This window comes from uncultured Subdoligranulum sp. (assembly GCF_937890665.1).
In genome coordinates this window covers 1-18,207 of the sequence record NZ_CALADU010000108.1, presented here as the reverse complement: position 1 = coordinate 18,207, position 18,207 = coordinate 1, and the positions used below count along the sequence as shown (strand labels likewise).

15 protein-coding genes are annotated in these 18,207 nt (G+C 61.1%); 7 read left to right on the top strand and 8 right to left on the bottom strand.

Going from position 1 to position 18,207, the window contains the following annotated elements; translation table 11 throughout:
• Positions 1-157 precede the first annotated feature (157 nt).
• From Q0526_RS06625 to Q0526_RS06590, 8 genes are all read right to left on the bottom strand, one after another.
• Positions 158-2,020 (bottom strand): ABC transporter ATP-binding protein, encoded by a 1,863-nt coding sequence (locus Q0526_RS06625; RefSeq protein WP_298731823.1) that lies wholly within the window; start codon positions 2,018-2,020, stop codon positions 158-160.
• Complete coding sequence (locus Q0526_RS06620) at positions 2,017-3,750, bottom strand: ABC transporter ATP-binding protein (RefSeq protein WP_298731821.1); 1,734 nt, start codon at positions 3,748-3,750, stop codon at positions 2,017-2,019. Before Q0526_RS06620 ends, Q0526_RS06625 begins: the two co-directional genes overlap by 4 nt.
• 40 nt (positions 3,751-3,790) lie before the next feature.
• On the bottom strand, positions 3,791-4,693 hold the full coding sequence (locus Q0526_RS06615; protein WP_298731819.1) for a DMT family transporter: 903 nt from the start codon (positions 4,691-4,693) through the stop codon (positions 3,791-3,793).
• A gap of 107 nt (positions 4,694-4,800) precedes the next feature.
• The gene (locus tag Q0526_RS06610; RefSeq protein ID WP_298731817.1) at positions 4,801-5,415 is read right to left on the bottom strand and encodes a hypothetical protein; all 615 of its coding nucleotides are present in this window, start codon (positions 5,413-5,415) and stop codon (positions 4,801-4,803) included.
• Positions 5,416-5,556: 141 nt separating this feature from the next.
• Entirely contained in the window at positions 5,557-6,645 is a 1,089-nt protein-coding gene (locus Q0526_RS06605) for a sugar kinase (protein ID WP_298731816.1), read from the bottom strand.
• A gap of 131 nt (positions 6,646-6,776) precedes the next feature.
• The gene (locus Q0526_RS06600; protein WP_298731814.1) at positions 6,777-7,448 is read right to left on the bottom strand and encodes a TrkA family potassium uptake protein; all 672 of its coding nucleotides are present in this window, start codon (positions 7,446-7,448) and stop codon (positions 6,777-6,779) included.
• A gap of 23 nt (positions 7,449-7,471) precedes the next feature.
• Positions 7,472-8,779, bottom strand: coding sequence for a potassium transporter TrkG (locus Q0526_RS06595; RefSeq protein ID WP_298731812.1), 1,308 nt, complete (start codon positions 8,777-8,779; stop codon positions 7,472-7,474).
• Positions 8,780-9,061: 282 nt separating this feature from the next.
• The gene (locus tag Q0526_RS06590) at positions 9,062-9,343 is read right to left on the bottom strand and encodes a hypothetical protein (RefSeq protein ID WP_298731810.1); all 282 of its coding nucleotides are present in this window, start codon (positions 9,341-9,343) and stop codon (positions 9,062-9,064) included.
• 234 nt (positions 9,344-9,577) lie between these two features.
• Here Q0526_RS06590 and Q0526_RS06585 point away from each other — a divergent pair, with 234 nt between their 5' ends.
• The 7 genes from Q0526_RS06585 to gltX all read left to right on the top strand — a co-directional run.
• Complete coding sequence (locus tag Q0526_RS06585; RefSeq protein WP_298731808.1) at positions 9,578-11,062, top strand: MBOAT family O-acyltransferase; 1,485 nt, start codon at positions 9,578-9,580, stop codon at positions 11,060-11,062.
• 100 nt (positions 11,063-11,162) lie between these two features.
• The gene (locus Q0526_RS06580; RefSeq protein ID WP_298731806.1) at positions 11,163-12,107 is read left to right on the top strand and encodes a hypothetical protein; all 945 of its coding nucleotides are present in this window, start codon (positions 11,163-11,165) and stop codon (positions 12,105-12,107) included.
• Positions 12,108-12,124: 17 nt separating this feature from the next.
• Positions 12,125-13,438 carry a surface carbohydrate biosynthesis protein gene (locus tag Q0526_RS06575; protein ID WP_298731804.1) on the top strand — a complete coding sequence of 438 codons (1,314 nt, stop codon included), beginning with the start codon at positions 12,125-12,127 and terminating at the stop codon, positions 13,436-13,438.
• A 10-nt stretch (positions 13,439-13,448) separates the two neighbouring features.
• On the top strand, positions 13,449-14,906 hold the full coding sequence (locus Q0526_RS06570) for a hypothetical protein (RefSeq protein WP_298731801.1): 1,458 nt from the start codon (positions 13,449-13,451) through the stop codon (positions 14,904-14,906).
• A 9-nt stretch (positions 14,907-14,915) separates the two neighbouring features.
• Entirely contained in the window at positions 14,916-15,494 is a 579-nt protein-coding gene (locus tag Q0526_RS06565; RefSeq protein WP_298731799.1) for a GNAT family N-acetyltransferase, read from the top strand.
• The gene (gene hflX / locus Q0526_RS06560; protein ID WP_298731797.1) at positions 15,491-16,774 is read left to right on the top strand and encodes a GTPase HflX; all 1,284 of its coding nucleotides are present in this window, start codon (positions 15,491-15,493) and stop codon (positions 16,772-16,774) included. Before Q0526_RS06565 ends, hflX begins: the two co-directional genes overlap by 4 nt.
• Positions 16,775-16,839: 65 nt before the next feature.
• Positions 16,840-18,207: glutamate--tRNA ligase (gene gltX, locus Q0526_RS06555; protein WP_298731795.1), on the top strand; the 1,368-nt coding region annotated here is incomplete at its 3' end.

The following is an 18,207-nucleotide window of genomic DNA, read 5'->3' as shown; positions in this document are numbered from 1 at the left end:
GCGACCTCCGGGTTATGAGCCCGACGAGCTACCATCTGCTCTACCCCGCGATATGAAGGCACCCCGCGTTGGGGTGCTAGATTATAATAGCACAACGCGGGGTACCTGTCAAGCATTTCAGGCAAAAAACTTTGGGCTTTTTCCGATGGCGCCTTGGTTAGGACAGTTCGAACATGCCGTTGTACAACTGGTAGTACTCGCCTTTCTGGGCCAGCAGTTCCTCGTGGGTGCCGCGCTCCACAATGCGGCCGTGCTCCAGTACGATGATGGCATCGGCGTTGCGCACCGTGGACAGCCGGTGGGCAATGACAAACACCGTGCGGCCTTCCATCAGGCGGTCCATGCCCTTTTCGATCAAAGCCTCGGTGCGGGTGTCGATGCTGGAGGTTGCCTCGTCGAGAATCAGAACCGGCGGGTCGGCCACAGCGGCCCGGGCGATGGCCAACAACTGGCGCTGGCCTTGGCTCAAATTAGCGCCGTCGGCGGTCACCATCGTATCATAACCCTGCGGCAGGCGCCGAATGAAGGAGTCCGCGTTGGCGATTTTCGCAGCCTCCTCAATTTCCTGCTGGGTGGCGTCCAATTTGCCGAAGCGGATGTTGTCCGCCACGGTGCCGGTGAACAGGTGGGTATCCTGCAGTACAATGCCCAGACTGCGGCGCAGCGCGTCCTTGCGGATAAGGCGCACATCGATGCCGTCATAGGTGATGGAACCGGCTGTCACATCGTAAAACCGGTTGATCAGGTTGGTGATGGTGGTCTTGCCCGCACCGGTGGAACCTACAAAGGCGATTTTCTGGCCGGGCTTGGCATACAGCGACAGCCCCTGCAAAATCAGATGGCCCTTGACGTAGCCAAAATCCACGTTGTGGAACCGCACATCCCCTTCCAGCGGCTGGAACGGCACCCCCGGACGGCTGCGGTCACACCACGCCCAACGGCCGGTGGTCTCGCCGTCGGCGCACTCCGTCAGGGTGCCGTCGGCAGCCTGCTGCACCGTGACCAGATCTACCGTACCCTGATCCACCTCAGGGTCTTCCTCCATGGCGGTGAAGATTCGCTCGGCGCCCGCCAAAGCAGCCAGCAGAAAGTTGCCCTGCTGGGTAAACTGGTTGATGGGCATGGTGGTCTGCCGCACAAAAACCAGATAACTGGCCAAGCTGCCCAGATCGGTCCAGCCCTTCATGACCATCAGGCCGCCCAGCACTGCGATGACCGCGTAGTTGATATACCCGATACTGACCACCGCCGGGATCATGGTGGCGGCGTAACTTTGGGCACCGGTGCCGGCCTTGCGCAGCTTTTCGTTGCGGGCGGCAAACCCGGCCAGGTCTTCCTGCTGGTGGTTGAACACCTTAATGACCTTTTGCCCGGCGATCATCTCTTCAATATAGGCATCCAGTTCGCCCAGACAGCCCTGTTGTTTGGCGTAGTAGACCCGGCTGTGCTGGGTACTGAAATTGATATACCAGAACATGGCGGCGTAGCCCACCACCACCAGCAGCGACAACCGCCAGTTCAGCACAAAAAGCATGACCAAGGTGCCCGCCACCTGAATGAAGGTCTGGATGACCAGCGCAAAGCTATTGTTCAGCGCATCCGACACGGTATCCACGTCGTTGGTGAAAAGGCTCATCAGGTCGCCCTTGCGGTGGGTGTCGAAGAATTGCAGCGGCAGGGTTTGCAGGTGGGCGAACAGATCGCGGCGGATCTCCCGCAGGATCTTTTGGGCGGCCCGGACCATGATCTGGCTATACCCCAGCGTGCACAGCGCGCCTACCAGATAGATCCCTGCTGTCAGGCCCACCCCTTGCGCCAGATAGGTCAGGCTGCCGTTTTCCAGCAGGCCGTTGACCACCGGGCGGATCATGTAGGTGCCCAGCAAAGCGGCCAACGCGCTGAGGGAGGCCAGCACGGCCACCAGCGCCAACATGACGCAGTGATGTTTGAGATAGACCCCCAGACGGCTGAGGGTATGCCCCAAATTTTGCTGGCGGCGCCCGCCGGTGACTTTCATCATTGTGCGTCGCCCCCTTTCATCTGGGACTGATAGATTTCCTGATAGATGGTGTCGTGAGCCAGCAGCTCTTCATGGGTGCCCACCGCGTGCAGACGGCCATCCTCCAGAATCACGATGAGGTCGGCGCTCTGTACCGAGCTGATGCGCTGGGCGATGATGAGTTTGGTCACATCGGTGAGTTGGGCCAGCGCATGGCGGATGCCCGACTCGGTGGCGGTGTCCACCGCGCTGGTGGAATCGTCAAAGATCAACACCTTGGGATGTTTGAGCAGCGTGCGGGCAATGCAGAGGCGCTGCTTTTGGCCGCCCGACACATTGACGCCCCCCTGCCCCAGATCGGTGTCCAGCCCATCCGGCATGCGGGAGAGAAATTCGTCGGCATGGGCGGCCCGGCACGCCGCCCACAGTTCCTCGTCGGTGGCGTCGGGGTTGCCCCATTGCAGGTTTTCCCGGATGGTGCCCGAGAACAGCAGGTTCTTTTGCAGTACGATGCCCACAGCGTCCCGCAGGGCAGCCAAATCGTAGTCCCGCACGTTGTGGCCGCCCACCTTGACGGTGCCGGTGGTGGCGTCGTAGAGGCGGGGGATCAGTTGGACCAGCGTGGTCTTGGCCGAGCCGGTGCCGCCGATGATGCCCACCGTAGCCCCCGCAGGGATATGCAGGGTGATGTCCGATAGGGCGTTCTTTTTGGCTTTGAGGTTGTACTTGAAGCTGACGTTTTCAAAGTCGATGGCGCCGTTGGGGATGGTGGTGACCGGCTGGGCAGCGTTGTCCAGCGCCGGATGTTCGGTAAGGACTTCCCGGATCCGGCGGGCGCTGGCCAGCGAACGGGTCATCTGCAAAAAGACGCCGGAGAACATCATGACCGAGTTGAGCACCTGCAGCACATAGCTGAGGAAGCCGGTCAACTGGCCCACCTTCATGGTACCTTGCAGGATGAACCCACCGCCGAACCACATAATGCAGAGGATGGCGGTGTACATGACGAACTGGAAAGAGGGGGTGTTCAGCACGGCAAAACGGAAGGTTTCGGTACTGGCGTCGCTGAGTTCCCCGTTGACCTCCTCAAACTGTTGGTTTTCCCAATCGCCCCGGACGAAGGCTTTGATGACCCGGATGGCGGTGAGGGATTCCTGAATGCGGCTGTTGAGGTGGTCCACCGCGCTTTGCTGGCGGCCGTAAAGGGGGGCCACCTTACTGACGATCCACGCCAGCATGATCGCCAGAACGGGGGCCGTCACCAAAAAGACGATGGTGAGTTTGGGACTCAAAACAAAGGCCATGCCCAACCCCATAAAGAGCATGATGGGGCTGCGCACCAAGGGCCGCAGGCCGGTGTTGACGGCGTTGAGCAGCACGGTGGCGTCGGTGGTCATTCGGGTGACCAGCGACGCGGTGGAAAAATGGTCCAGATTGGCGAAGTCGAACTTTTGGACGGCGGCGTACTCGGCCAAACGCAGTTCCGCCGCAAAGCCGTTGGCATACCGGGCGGCAAACCGGGCATAGAGCAGCCCGGTAATCAGCGCCAATACCGCGCAGAGTACCATCAGCCCACCCTGCCGCAGAATGATGGACAGATCGTGGGCGGGCACGCCCTCGTCGATGAGGGTGGACATGAGCACCGGAATGACCATCTCGCACCCACATTCCACAAAGAGCAGCGCCACCGCCACCACCAGATCCCGCCGGTAGGGTTTGCTGTAACCAAAGATCAACCGAAGATCCTGCATGGACATCGCCTCCTAAAATTCCTATACCAAATCATCGGGGTCAGCGCCGCCGGTCGGGCAGTTGGCTGGCCACAATGGCACCAAACATCAACACGCAGCCCGCCAGCTCGGCGTCCGAGAGGGTCTGCCCCAAAAGGAGCCATCCGGCCAGCGCACTGAAGACGCTTTCCAAACACATGGCCAGACTGGCAATGGTGGGGTCCAGCTCCCGCTGGCCTATGATCTGCAACGTGTAGGCCACACCGCTGGACATGATGCCGCAGTACAGCACCGATACCGCCGCCCCGGCAAACTGTTGGGGGGTGGGCTGTTCAAAGACAAACATACAGACGGTGGAAAGCATCGACACGATAAAAAACTGGGCAAAGCTGAGCTGGACACCGTCCAGCCGGGGGCTGAAATGGTTGACCAGCAAAATTTGCAGCGTAAACAAAACGGCGCAGAGGAGCAACTGCCATTCCCCACCGGTCAGACCCAGCGTGTCCCGTCCGGCCAAGCAGAGCAGGTAAAGCCCCACCACGCTGACCGCCACACAGACCCACAGTTTGACCCCCGGCCGCTTACCGAGAAAGATGCCGCAGACCGGCACCAGCACCACATAGAGGGCGGTCATAAACCCGGCCTTGGCGGTGCTGGTGGTGCCAATGCCCATCTGCTGGGCCGCCGACGCGGCAAACAGCACCACGCCGCAAAGCGTCCCGCCCAGCGCCAGCGTTTTGCGGTGCAGCCAGAAGGGCAGCCGCACCCCTTTGCGGTGCTGCCCCACCCGGCGCACCGCCATCAGCCCCAGCAAAAAGGCACAGGCCAGCCAACTGCGGCTGGCCAGAAAGGTGTAGGGCCCCATATAGCTGCTGCCCACGCTTTGGGCCACAAAAGCCGTGCCCCAGAGCAGCGCCGCAAAAACCAACAACAGGGTGTTGCGCAGTTGTTTGGCGTTTTCCATCGTCTTTTCGGGCCCTCCCTTTGCCGTTTTCCCCTTGTAGCCACAAAACCGCCCGCACCGTCAACGGGGACGGCACGGGCGGTATGCTCGTAACACAGACAGGCGGATTATTCTTCGCCTTCGATGGTGGTCAGTTCCTCGCTGCCGAGGCCCTGAATCTTCAGGCCGCCCGTGACATAGTAGATGCTGGAATCGTAGCTGATGTTGACCTTATACTGCTTGCCGGGGGTCAGACCGGTGATGGTATAGGTGTAGCAGCTACCGTCGGTGGTGTAGTAAACGGTGGAACCCTGCACATAGCTGGTAGTAGTCTTATCGTCGGACAGTTCCCACACCGCCGCCTTGAAGGTCTGGTAGTTTTCGTTGGTGGACTCGGTGGTGGCGTAACCGGTAATGGTCAGGCTGTCCCCCGCCGCCACAAAGTATTCGGTGTTGCGGTTGGCAATACCGTTGAAGGCAACGTACAGCGTGTCGCCCACAGCCTGCGTGACCAGCTTGCCCGAAGTGGTGTCCATTCCTTCAGGGAAGGTGACATCACCGCCGGCGGTGGCCACATTCTTGGTGGACGTTTCCTCTTCGCCGGAGCTTTCATCAATAAAGCCCATGACCGTGCAGGCTTTGACGATCACATTTTTCATCACATCCTTGGGGGAGCAGGCGGACAGCGAAAGAGCCATACACAACGCCAGCGCCAGAGTGAGCCAAGTGCGGGTACGTTTCATATCGATAAACCTCCATGGGGTGAAATCTCAGTCTTGTGACATATAAAGGTATTATACCGCATTTGCCGCCCGGGCACAAGGTTTTTACAAAAAAAGCACAAAAGCCCCGCCGGGGCTGCCGGCGGGGCCGCACCAAGGCGTTTACCGCTTGATGTCGTAGTTCATATTCATCAGGTTGCGGATGCTGTCCACGTCGTCGGTAATGTTGGCGTCGCCGTGGATGGTATGCTTGATGGCACTGGACGCAACCGCAAAGTTGATCATATCCATGGGGCGGTAGTCATGCATCATGGCGTAGATCAGGCCGCTGGCAAAGGCGTCGCCGCCGCCCACACGGTCCAAAATATTAAAGGTATAGAGGCGGCTCTCGAAGGTATGTCCCTCATACCACATGAAGGCTTTGAGGCTGTTCTCGCTGCCGGAATGTACATACCGCACATGGCGGCCGATGCATTTGATGTTGGGGTAACGCTCGATGAAACGGTGGAAGATCTCGTCCTGCTGCTCGTAGCTGGGCTGCAGCGGCACGCCGTCCTTCCAGTCGCCCTTGCTGTGGTCCGTGTCGTCCTTCCACAGGTGGTAGGGTTCAATGCCGAAGAGCACATCCACATAGGGCAGGCAGAGGGTGCAGTAATCCCGGGCTTGCTCCCAAGTCCACAACTGGCTGCGGAAGTTGCCGTCAAAGCTGACGGTCAGGCCCTTTTCCTTGGCGACCTGCAGGCAGCGCAGAATGAAGTCGCCGCAGTTTTTGTTCAGCGCCGGCGTGATGCCCGACAGATGCAGCCAGTCAAAGCCGTCGAACAAAGCTTCCAGATCCACCTTGCTCAGGTCATACTCGGTCATAGCGCTATGCTTGCGGTCATAGATGACCTTGCTGGGCCGGATGCCGTAGCCGGTCTCGAGATAATAGGTGCCCAGACGATGGGTGGGGGTCTCCTCCTTGGTAGAGAGGATCATCGGGGTGCAGTGTACGTCGTTGGAGCGCAGCCACCGGATGGCGCTTTTGCCCAGCGAGTTGTTGGGCACCACGCTGAAGAAGGTGGAATCCACCCCCAAGTTGGCCAGCGCCAAGGCGATGTTCGCCTCGCTGCCGCCATAGCTTGCCTCAAAACTGGACGCCATGCGGATCTTCTCATAGTTGGGCGGAGTCAGACGCAGCATGACTTCGCCGATGGTGATAAACTTCTGCGGGCTTTGCTGCCCCGCTAAAATCGGATTACCGTGTTCCATAGTCCAAGGGCACCTCCTGTTGTTTTGATGATTCTTTCCGCGGGAAATGCTGTACGAGCGTTATCTTTATTGTACGGCATTCCCGCCGGGATTGCAAATTCAAGCAGCGCAAAATCGGTGCGTTTTTTGGGTTAATCCTGTAATTCTTTCTCGAAACGGTCAATTTTGTCAATTTTCCCGATCACCGCCACCGTATCCCCCTGCGAGAATCGGTAGGAGGCCGGAAATTCCACATCGGTGCGGCCGTCCCGCTCCACGGCGACGATGTTGATGCCGAACACCTTGCGCACATCCAGTTCCTGAATGCTGCGGCCCACCGCATGGCCGCCCACCGTGATGCGCCGCACTTCCACGCCGCCGGCCAGCGCCACGTAGTCCAGCAGGTTGCCGTAGATCAGCCGGCGCCCGATGCGCACCGCCATGTCGGCTTCGGGATAGACCACCGTGGCCCCCATCCGCTTGAGCACCTCGCCATGGACCTCGTTGGTAGCTTTGGCGATAACGTTGGGCACCCCCAGCTTGATGACCAGCATGGTGGTCAGGATGCTCATGTCGATCTGCTCACCAATGCAGACCGTCACGGTGCCGCAGTTCTGCATACCGGTTTCCTTCAGCGCCGTTTCGCTCAGGTTATCCACCACAAAGGCGTAGTCGGTGTAGGCCCGCACTTCCCGGACTCTTTCCTCGTTTTTGTCGATGGCAATGACTTCCTTGCCGGCCTCGGCCAGCGTTTTGACCAGCGCCGCGCCGAACCGGCCCAGCCCGATCACGCCGTATAAATTGGAAGGATCTATTTTTTTCATATTGTGCACCTCTGTGTGTAAAATCAGCCGATGGTAATGGCTTCCTCGGTGTAGTGGGCCACGGGGGCGGGCCGCTCCACCCAGATGGAAAGCAGCGTAAAGGCGCCGACGCGCCCGGTATACATGGTCAAAATCAGCACGAACTTGCTCAGGTCCCGCAGCCCCGGCGTGATGCCGGTGGAAAGACCTACCGTGCCGAAGGCCGACACATCCTCGAAGAGAAGCTGCAGGAAGGAGGTTTCCGGCTCCAGCACGCAGAGCAGGAAGGTCCCGGTGCAGACTACGATGACGCCCAGCAGCGCGATGGAGGCCGCCTTGTTCATCGAACCGGCGGGCAGGCGGCGGCGGAAGGCCCCGGGCCGCCGTTTGGAGAAGATGCACCGTACCTCCTGCATCAGGACAAAGAAGGTGGTGGTCTTGATACCGCCGCCGGTAGATCCCGGCGAAGCACCGATGAACATCAATATAATAAGAACGAACAAGCCTGCATTGCTCAGGTCCCCGATCGAAACGGTGGAGAAACCTGCCGTACGGGCGGACACACTGTGGAAGAAGGCCGCCAGCCAGCCGATATGGTCGGTGATTTGCAGCAGCACGGTGCCCGCCACCAGCAGCACAGCGGTGGTGCTGAGCACCACCTTGGTGTGCAGGGTATATTTGCGGAAGCGGAACCGGCATTTGACCATATCCATCATGACCAAAAAGCCGATGCCGCCGAAGATGATGAGGGCACAGGTCACCAGATTGAGCCAGACATTGTCATGGTAGGGGATCAGGTTGCGCAGCCCGCCCAGAATGTCGAAGCCGGAGTTGTTGAAGGCCGCCACCGAATGGAAAATGCTGACCCACAGGGCGTGCAGCGGCGGAAAATCCTGCACAAACACCGGGAAGCTGAGCACCACGCCCCCCAGCTCAAAGCAGAGGGTGAGGAAGAGTACCGCCCTGACCAGCCGGATCATACCTTCCAGACTGTCCACGTTGAGGGCCTCCCGCACCAGCGAGCGGCCCCGCAGGCTGATGCGCCGGCCGGCGGCCAGTGCCAGCCCCATGCCGATGGAGGTGACGCCCAAGCCGCCCACTTGAATCAGGGTCAGCAGCACCGCCTGCCCGAAGGGGGTGAACGATTTGGCACTGTCCACGGCGATAAGGCCGGTGACGCAGATCGCGCTGGTGGAGGTGAACAGGGCATCGGTCCAGGTGACGGTGGCGGTATCCCGCACTGAGATGGGCAGTTTGAGCAGCGCCGCCCCCAACAGGATGGCCAGTGCAAAGCCCAGCGCAATGATGCGGGCGGGGGGTTGTTTGGTAATGGTTTTTACAATGGTTTTCATACAAAATCCTCTGCGGTAGACAAAAGGTGGGACTTCCCGCCCTAAGGGGGGAAGTCCCGCCGGACCGGTGGGCACCTTCGCCCCCGGCCGCTCCCGGATAAATAGGACGCGCCGCGCCCTATGACAGACTCCACCACTTATCCCGGTCGTAATTGTTTCTACCATAGCATGAAACCACCGCCTCGTCAAGGGGGAAAATTTTCCGGAGTAGGGTGGCCGGTTTGCGGCAGGCGCCGGCGGGCCGGAAGGCTGCGCAGGCCCCCTGCCCTCTGGTCCGGACGTTTACCCTTTGCCCTTGCAAAAATGCAGCACGCCGTTAAGGACCAGCAGGCCATAGGTCACCCACGCCGAATTCCGGAAGGCGAAAAAGAACCGGTCATAGGACCACCGGCTGTCTCCAAAAATACGGAAGACCGTGTGGAGCACGCTGTACACCCCATAGCTGCCATCGTGGACCCGTGTCTCGGCGTTGAAGAGGAGATTCAGCCCCAGATCCACTGTGCAGAACAGCGAGATCATAAAGAGAATGCCCGCAAGAATCCTGACGATCCGTATCGTTTTCATGTCGCACCTCCGCAGTGTTTTCGGTTTTGATCGGTATACCGTGCGAATATCAGAGCCCCCGAAAGAAGTCAAGACTGCCTCGACCCGGTCAGCCGCACCACCCGCCCCCTTTCCCCGTTTTGCCGGTGCCGAATGGCGTCTGGCCGTACCGCCGCCCCGGCCGCTCTCTTGCGTGGTATCGCAAAATCGTGTATAATGAATTGTTACTTCTATATAAAGTCAGGAGGTGCGCCGTTGAGCCTGCAAAGTTTTGGCTTTTTCGGCTTTTTGCTGGTGGTGGCCGCCCTATATCTGCACCTGCCCCAGCGCTGGCAGAGCCCCTTTTTGCTGGCGGCTAGCTGGGTGTTCTATGCCATGGCCATGCCGTCCATGCTGCCGGTGACCCTTGCCATTGCGGTGTTCACCTATCTGTGCGGCCGGGCGCTGGCAGGCTCCCACAAGACCGCCGTCCTGCGCATCGGGGTGGTGGGGCTGCTGGGTATCCTTGCCTTTTTTAAATACAACGGCGCCTTTGCCGGGCTGGCGGGCTGGCAGGCCGTGGCTATGCCGCTGGGCATCAGCTTTTACAGCTTTGCGGCCATCGCCTACCTGATCGACGCCGCCCGGGGCGACTGTGAGGTTGAGACCAACTTTATCGACTGCGCGCTGTTTTTGAACTTTTTCGCCACCGTCACCCAAGGCCCCATCTGCCGGGCCGGGGCGCTGATCCCCCAATTCAAACAAGAACACCGCTTCGACGCCGCCCGCACGGTGCGGGGCCTGCGGCTGATGGCCTTGGGGCTTTTCAAGCTGGTGGCGGTCAGCGATGTGCTGGGTGTCTTTGTGGATGAGGTCTTCCCCCACTACCAGAGTTACAGCGGCCCCGTGCTGCTGCTGGGGGCGGTGGCCTACACCTTGCAGCTCTACTTCAACTTTTCGGGCTATTCCGAAGTAGCCCGGGCCGTGGGCTTGTTCCTTGGTCTGGACCTGCCGGAAAACTTCAAGACCCCCTTCTTTGCCACCAACTTTTCGGGCTTCTGGAGCCGGTGGCACATCAGCTTTTCCTCTTGGCTGCAGGATTACCTGTTTATGCCGTTGGCTTGGGCGGACCTGTCCGGCGTGAGCCGGGGCAAATTGCAGCGGCTGCCCGCCGAGGTCTGCGTCTTTACGGTCTTTTTCGTGTCGGGGTTCTGGCACGGCAACACCCTGCCCTTTGTGGTGTGGGGCCTACTGCAAGCCTGCTACCGGCTGGGGGAGGAACTGCTCCACCGCCGGTTCGGCAAGCCCAAGAAAAAGGCTCCCGCCCGTATTCTGCGGGCCAAGCGTGCCGTGGTGTTCGCCCTATGGACGGTGAGCATGGTCTTCTTCCGGGTGGGGTCCGCCCCCGCCGGCACCCTGACGGTGGGCGACGCTTTCGGCTATCTGGCCGGTTGGTTCCGGGGTTGGGCGCCCAGCCGGGTGGCCGGGGAACTGTACAGCGTGGTGTACACCGCCTTTTACGCCAACACCATCATGGTGGCGGCATACTACGCCTTTGTGGCCGTGGTGCTGGTGCTGGCCTTCTGGCTGGATACCCGCCGGGCCTTCCAGCATAAAAACAAACCGTCCGAGATCGCCCTTGCCGGGGAACGCCACCGCTGGGTACTGTACTATCTGCTGGTGGTCTGCCTGCTGGCGGGCTACATCCTGCAAAGCGGCGGCTTTGGCAACGCGGGCTTCGGCATGTACGCGGGATTTTGACGCCGCAGCTTTGCTGCTCCAAAGGGGGCAACAGCCGCGCACGGCGACCGCCCCTTAGCCCCTGCCGCCCCCTTGCCGCAACGACAGAAAGGATTGGCCTGTGAAAAATATTCTAAAAAAGCTGGCGCTGCTGGCCATCCCCGTGGTGGTATGGCTGGCGGTGTTTGTGGTCTTTGAGCCGAACAACTATTTCGGCTTAAAAGCCTCGGCCGGGTCCAGCCAGCCGGTGGCCCGGGTGCGGGCCTACCAGCAAAACCCCGGCACCCACCTAATCTTGGGGGACAGCCGTCTGGCCCACTTTGATATGGATTTGGTGGCCGAAGTCAGCGGCGAAAGCTGGCAGAACCTTTCCTTCGGCGGGGCTTCCCTGAAAGAAACGCTGGATCTGGCCGACTATGTGCTGGACAGCGGCCACCCGGTGGACACCCTGTTGGTGGGGCTGTCCTTTTACACCCTCAACGAGGGATACAACACCGACCGGTTTGCCCAGTTGGAAGAAACGCTGAACAATCCGCTGGCCTACTGCCTGAATCTGGAATACAACGTCAACGCCCTGACCGTCCTGATGGACACGGTGCGGGGCACCCCGGATACCATTGAGTCGGGGGATTGGGTGGCCAGCGACTATCTGGCCGACGACGGCACCGTGCTGCCGCTCCACCGCAAACTGTACGACTACCCCGCCACCATCACCCCCAAATGCCGCAACTGGTCGCTGAACACCGAACAGTTGGACCGGCTGCATGCACTGGGCGAGACCTGTGCGGCCCGGGGGGTACGCCTGGTGGTGGTACTGCCCCCCATGGCCGACAATGTGCGCACCGAGGTGTGCGACGTTTACGGTATTACCGAGGCCATGGAAAACGACGTGCTGCCCACCCTGCGGGCGTGGAGCGAGGCAGGGGCCTTTACCCTGCTGGACTATGAGTGGGCGGGGAGCTGCATCACCGACGACGACACGCAATTTTATGACGGGTTCCATCTGGACGAGCGGTACGGCTTGCCGGATTGGACCGTCCAACTGTTCGGCGACCTGAACGCCTAAGGGCAAGGAGAAGTTCTGTGGCACTGGATTTTTTGATTTTGTACGAGCACACCGTCCGGGAATATGAAAGCGACCTGCTGCTCAAATTAGAACTGGAGCGCCGGGGCTACAAGGTGGAGATCCGCCAACTGCTGGACCCCAAGCATCTGCGGCTTTTCGGCAAGGACAAGCCGGAAGTGCTGGTGGCTAGCTGCATGTACGACAACGAGGCCATCAACAGCCATGTGTACAACAACATCGGCCGCTGCAACAAGATCGTCAACCTCCACTGGGAGCAGATGCTCTCCGACACGCAGGAGGAGGGCGACTGGTTCAACATGAACGGCAACGCCAAACGCTGTGTGCAGACCTGCTGGGGCCAGCGCACCGCCGCCCGGCTGCAGGCCCACGGCATGGAGGCCAAAAACACCCCCGTGACCGGCGCTGTCATGATGGATTTTCTGCGCCCCGAATTTGCGGGGTACTTTTTGGAGAAGCAAGCCCTCTGCGAAAAGTTCGGGCTGGACCCCCACAAAAAGCTGCACCTCTACATTTCCAGCTTTGGCTATGCCAGCATGTCGGAGGACGAGGTAGCCGAGCTTTCCAAGATGGCGGGCACCGACTTTTCCGGTTTTGCCCGGACCAACCGGGTCTCCATGGCCGAAACGCTGGCTTGGTTTGACCGGTATCTGGCCGACCATCCCGAGGTGGAGCTGGTCTACCGCCGCCACCCCAGTGAGTGGAACAGCGCCGCGCTGGAAGAACTGGCCCAAAAGCGGCCCAACTTCCATGTGATCTTTGCGGATTCGGTCAAGCAGTGGATCGTGGCGGCGGATTCCATCTCGATCTGGATGAGCACCGCCATCGCCGAGGTGTACATGGCCGGCAAGAGCTGCCACATCCTGCGCCCCGTGCCCATCGAGCACGAGTATGACCCGGTCATCTACAAGGGCGCCCACTATGTGACGACCTACGAGGAATTTGCCGCCGCCATGGCGGAGAACGACCCGCCCTTCCCCATTGCCCGGGAGGTCATCGAGGGGTACTTTGACCCCAGCCCCATCCCGGCTTACCGCCGGATGGCCGACCTGCTGGAGGAAGTCTACCAAAACCCGCCCCGGGACGAACCGATGGGCGAGGGGTTCACCCCCCACTTCAACCTGCTGAAATTCTGCGCGCTGGCCGGCGTGCATTTTCTCTACCGTCGGGGGTGGGAACCCCGCCGGGTCTTTGGCTTCTGCCCGCCGCTGGCCAACTTTGCCCAGCGCATCTACGGCTATGTGGACAAGGCCCACGTCACCCCCGAACAGGTCGCCGCTATGACCGACCGCATCCGGCCTTACGTCCGGTAAAGGAGACTGTATGCCAGATACCGAAAAGAAATCCGCCGCCCAGAGCTTTGCCGGCAATGTGATGAAATACTCGGTGGCCACCTATCTGGGCTTTGTCATCACCGGGGTAGCCCTTATCGTGAAGGGCCTTTTGCCCAGTGACGTGCTGGGCGCCCCCGTCACCTTTATGACCTACACCGCCACCTTTATGAACATCGGCATTCTGGGGCTGGACCAAGCGCTGCTCCGCTTCTACCACGAGCCGCCCGCCGGGGCCAAGCCCCGCCAGCTCTTTGCCGCGTGTACCCGCCTTTCGGTGGTGTTTATGCTGGCGCTGGGCGTGGTGTGCAGCCTCTTCTTCGCCCAGCCGCTGGCCGCCGCGCTGGGTCTTTCGGTGGCAGGCCCCGGCATCGTGCCGCTGCTCTTCGTCAACGCCGGGCTCTACATGCTGGTGCGCTACCTCAACGTGCTGCTCCGGCTGGAAAACGACCTGCGGGCCTACACCGCCGAGACGCTCTGGATGCAGACCTGCTACAACCTCGTCTATCTGCTGCCCGGCTTTTTCACCTCCAACGTGACGGTGCTGGCGCTGGCCGCCATCCTCAGCTTCGGCGTGGTGGTCATCGCTTTCGGGTTCAAGTATCGGGCCGCCGCCTTCTGTGCCCTGCCTGCCCCCATGGCTGCGGGCGTTGCCCGCACCGTGGTGCCCTACGGCATCGCTCTGGCCCCCGCCCAGATCCTCTTCAGCCTGTCCAGCGGCGTCTGCCTCTCCTTTGTGAGCAACTACCGCGGCGACACCGCTCAAGGCCTCTTCGCCTTCGGGTACAGTCTGGCCCAGCTAGTCACCGCCATTCAGGCCGGGTTCTCCACCTACTGGGGCCCCTACGTCTATGCCCATTACCGGGACCAGCAGGAGCGCATCGCCCGGGTGCATGACGTACTCAACCTTTTGATTTTCGGCTTTTTCTGCGTGTTGGTCATGTTCGAGGACGTGGTCTTCTGGATCTTTGCCAACAAGCGGGAATGCCTTGCCATCTTCCCCCTGCTGATGCTGGCGGTGGTCTTTAACATCCTGTGCGAGGGCACGGTCTACGGCAACTCCATCGCCCGCAAGCCCTGGCACGACACCATCGGCATCGCCATCGGCGCGGGGTCCAACTTCCTGCTCTGTTCCCTGCTGGTGCCCGTCTGGGGGCTGTACGGCGCGGCGCTGGCTCTGGCCGCCAGCAACGGACTGGCCTTTTTGTACCGCACCATCACAGGGCAGATCTACTATCGCACCATCCCCAGCTTCGCCAAGACGGTCTCGGGCTTTTTGCTGGCCTTTGCGGTGACCGCCATCGGCACTGTGCTGTGGCGGCACTTTGTGCTGAAATTCCTGCTGGTGGGGGCGATCTTGTTCGTCTATTGCACGCTGTATCGTGCCCAGCTCCTCAAATTGTGGCAGATGGGACTGGGCATCCTGCGCGGGTATCTGAAGAAAAAGTGAGGGATCACCATGAAACATTGCGGCACACAGGAACTGGAAACCGGCCGTCTTCGGCTGCGGCGGCTCTCCATCGATGACTGTGAAATGATGTACAACAACTGGGCCAGCGACCCGGAAGTGACCAAATTTCTGCGGTGGAACGCCCACCGTACTTGGGGCGAAACGGCCGAGCTGCTCAACGAATGGGAGAAGCACTACGCCGACCCCAGCTACTACCAGTGGGGTATCACCGACAAGCACAGCGAAGTGCTGTTCGGCACCATCAGCCTGTTTGCGGCGCAGGACATGAAGACCGGCTGGCATCTGAACACCGAACGGCTGGGCCCCACTTGGGAGGTGGGCTTTGCCCTCGGCCGCAAATGGTGGGACAAAGGCTATGCCACCGAGGCCCTCTGCGCCGTGCGGGATTACTGGTTCGACACGGTGGGGGCGCTGTGGCTGGCGGCTTGCCATGCCAACCACAACATTGCCAGCAGCGCCGTGTTGCAAAAGGCAGGGTTTGTCTATGACCACGACGTTACCGACCACAAATTTGACGGCACGCCGGTGCCTTGCCGGGCGTACCATCTGATCAAAGAGGATTTATGAGCGAGATTACCTTAGATTTCGGCACGACGGCCCAAAAGCGCACCGAGGGGGAAGCCATCCCCGTGGTGCTGCTGGCGCTTGACCAAGGCCGGTACGATATGGCCCGCAGCTTGGACGAACTGCGGGCGCTGGCCGACGCCAACGGCATGGAGGCGGTGGCCGAAGTGGTGCAGAAGCGCGCCGTGCCGGAGGCCGCCACCCTGTTGGGGGAAGGCAAGGTGGCGGAAGCGCGCTTGGTCTGCCAGAACCTGAATGCGCAGGCCGCCATCTTTGACGGCGAGCTGACAGGCAGCCAGATCCGTAACCTGTCGGCGGCGCTGCAGGTGGAGGTACTGGACCGCACCATGCTGATTTTGGAGATTTTCCGGGCGCGGGCCACCACCAACGAGGGCAAATTGCAGACCGAGCTGGCCACCCTGCGCTACCAACTGCCCCGGCTGCAGGGCTTGGGCGAAAGCCTGAGCCGGCAGGGCGGCGGTGGCGGCGGCGGGGCCGGTGCCCGCCGCGGCGCCGGTGAGACCAAGCTGGAACTGGACCGGCGGCACCTGCACCAGCGCATCGAGCATCTGGAGGGCAAACTCCGGGAGATGGAAAAGCGCCGGGGCGAGACCCGCCGGGCCCGCCGGAAGAATAACGTGCCGGTCATCGCGCTGGTGGGCTACACCAACGTGGGCAAATCCAGTCTGCTGAACGCGCTGTGCGGCGAGCAGATCTTTGAAGCCGACATGTTGTTTGCCACGCTGGACCCCACAGCCCGCAAGCTGACGCTGCCCAGCGGGCTGCAGGTCATCTTGGTGGACACCGTCGGCTTTGTGAGCCGCCTGCCCCACCATCTGGTGGAGGCCTTCAAGAGCACCTTGGAGGAGGCCGCCTTTGCCGATGTGATCGTCAAGGTGGCCGATGCCTCCGATCCGCAGGCCGCCGAGCAGCTCGCCGTCACCGACGAGGTATTGGGCACGCTGGACTGCGGCGAGATCCCCCAGTTGGTGGTCTACAACAAGTGCGATGCCGCCAACCTGACGGCCTTTGACTCGGCCATGCTGCTGACCAGCGCCAAGACCGGGCGGGGCCTGCCGGAACTGCTGGCCCGCTTGGACGAGGAACTGGCCCATCGGGTGCGCACCATCGAGGTGGTGCTGCCCTACGACAAGCTGGCTTTGGCGGATATTCTGCGCAGCCGGGGCAGCGTGGCCGAGGAGGAATACCGAGAGGCCGGGGTGTATTACCGGGCCACCGTGAAGATCGACGATCTGCACCGCTTCGAGCCGTATCTGGTATAAGTTGACAGCGCCCGCCGGGGCCGCTATACTTTCGATAGAAACAAACAATAAAAGGGGTTTTGTTTATGGCATCCAATGTACGCACCCGCTTTGCGCCGTCGCCCACCGGCTACATGCATGTGGGCAACCTGCGCACCGCGCTGTACACCTACCTGCAGGCCCGCCACAACGGCGGCACTTTCATTCTGCGCATCGAGGACACCGATCAGGGCCGTTTGGTGGAAGGCGCCACCGACATCATCTACGGCACCCTGCGGGCCACCGGCCTGACTTGGGACGAAGGCCCCGACATCGGCGGCCCGGTGGGTCCCTATGTCCAGAGCGAACGGATGGGCATGTTTAAGCAGTATGCCGAGCAGCTCGTCAAGGCGGGCAAGGCTTACTACTGCTTCTGCTCCGAAGAGCGGCTCAATGAGCTTCACGAAGCCCAGCGGGCAGCGGGCGAGATGACCCACTACGACGGGCACTGCCGCAATCTTTCCGAGGAGGAAGTAGCCGCCAAGCTGGCCGCCGGTGAGCCCTATGTCATCCGCCAGAAGATCCCCGAGAGCGGTGTGGCGGGCTTTGACGATGTGGTGTACGGCCACATCGAGGTGAACGTCAGCGAACTGGACGACCAGATCCTCATCAAGACGGACGGCATGCCCACCTACAACTTTGCCAACGTGGTGGACGACCACCTGATGGGCATTACCCACGTCATCCGGGGCAGCGAGTATCTTTCCTCCACCCCGAAATACAACCTGCTGTACGACGCCTTCGGCTGGGAGAAGCCGGTCTACGTCCACTGCCCGCCGGTCATGAAGGACGCCCAGAACAAGTTGTCCAAGCGCAACGGCGACGCCAGCTATCAGGACTTGGTGGCCAAGGGCTATCTGCCCCAAGCCGTGCTGAACTACCTGCTGCTGCTGGGCTGGGCGCCGGAAGGCGAGCAGGAGATCTTCACCCTTGACGAGATGATCAAGATTTGGGACCCGTCCCGTATCTCCAAGTCCCCGGCCATCTTCGACCCGCTGAAGCTGCGGGCCATCAACGCGGCCTACATCCGGGCGCTGCCCGCCGAGGAGTTCCGCCGTCTGGCCGACCCCTTCATCGACAGCGCCGTGCACCGTGCCATTGACCGGGACCTGCTCTGCGCCAACCTGCAGCCCCGCTGCGAGGTGCTGGAGGATATCCCCCCGCAGTTGGACTTCTTCGACGCCGTGCTGCCCTACGATGCGGAACTGTACCGCAACAAGAAGCAGAAGACCACGCCGGAATCGGCCAAGGAGGCCCTGACCGCCCTGCTGCCCCTGCTGGAAGGGGTGGCGGACTGGAACCGGGACGCCATCTTTGACGCTTGCAAGGCGCAGGCCGAGGCGATGGAGAAAAAGAACGGCTGGCTGCTCTATCCCTTGGGCATCGCCCTGTCGGGCAAGAGCCGCACCCCGGGC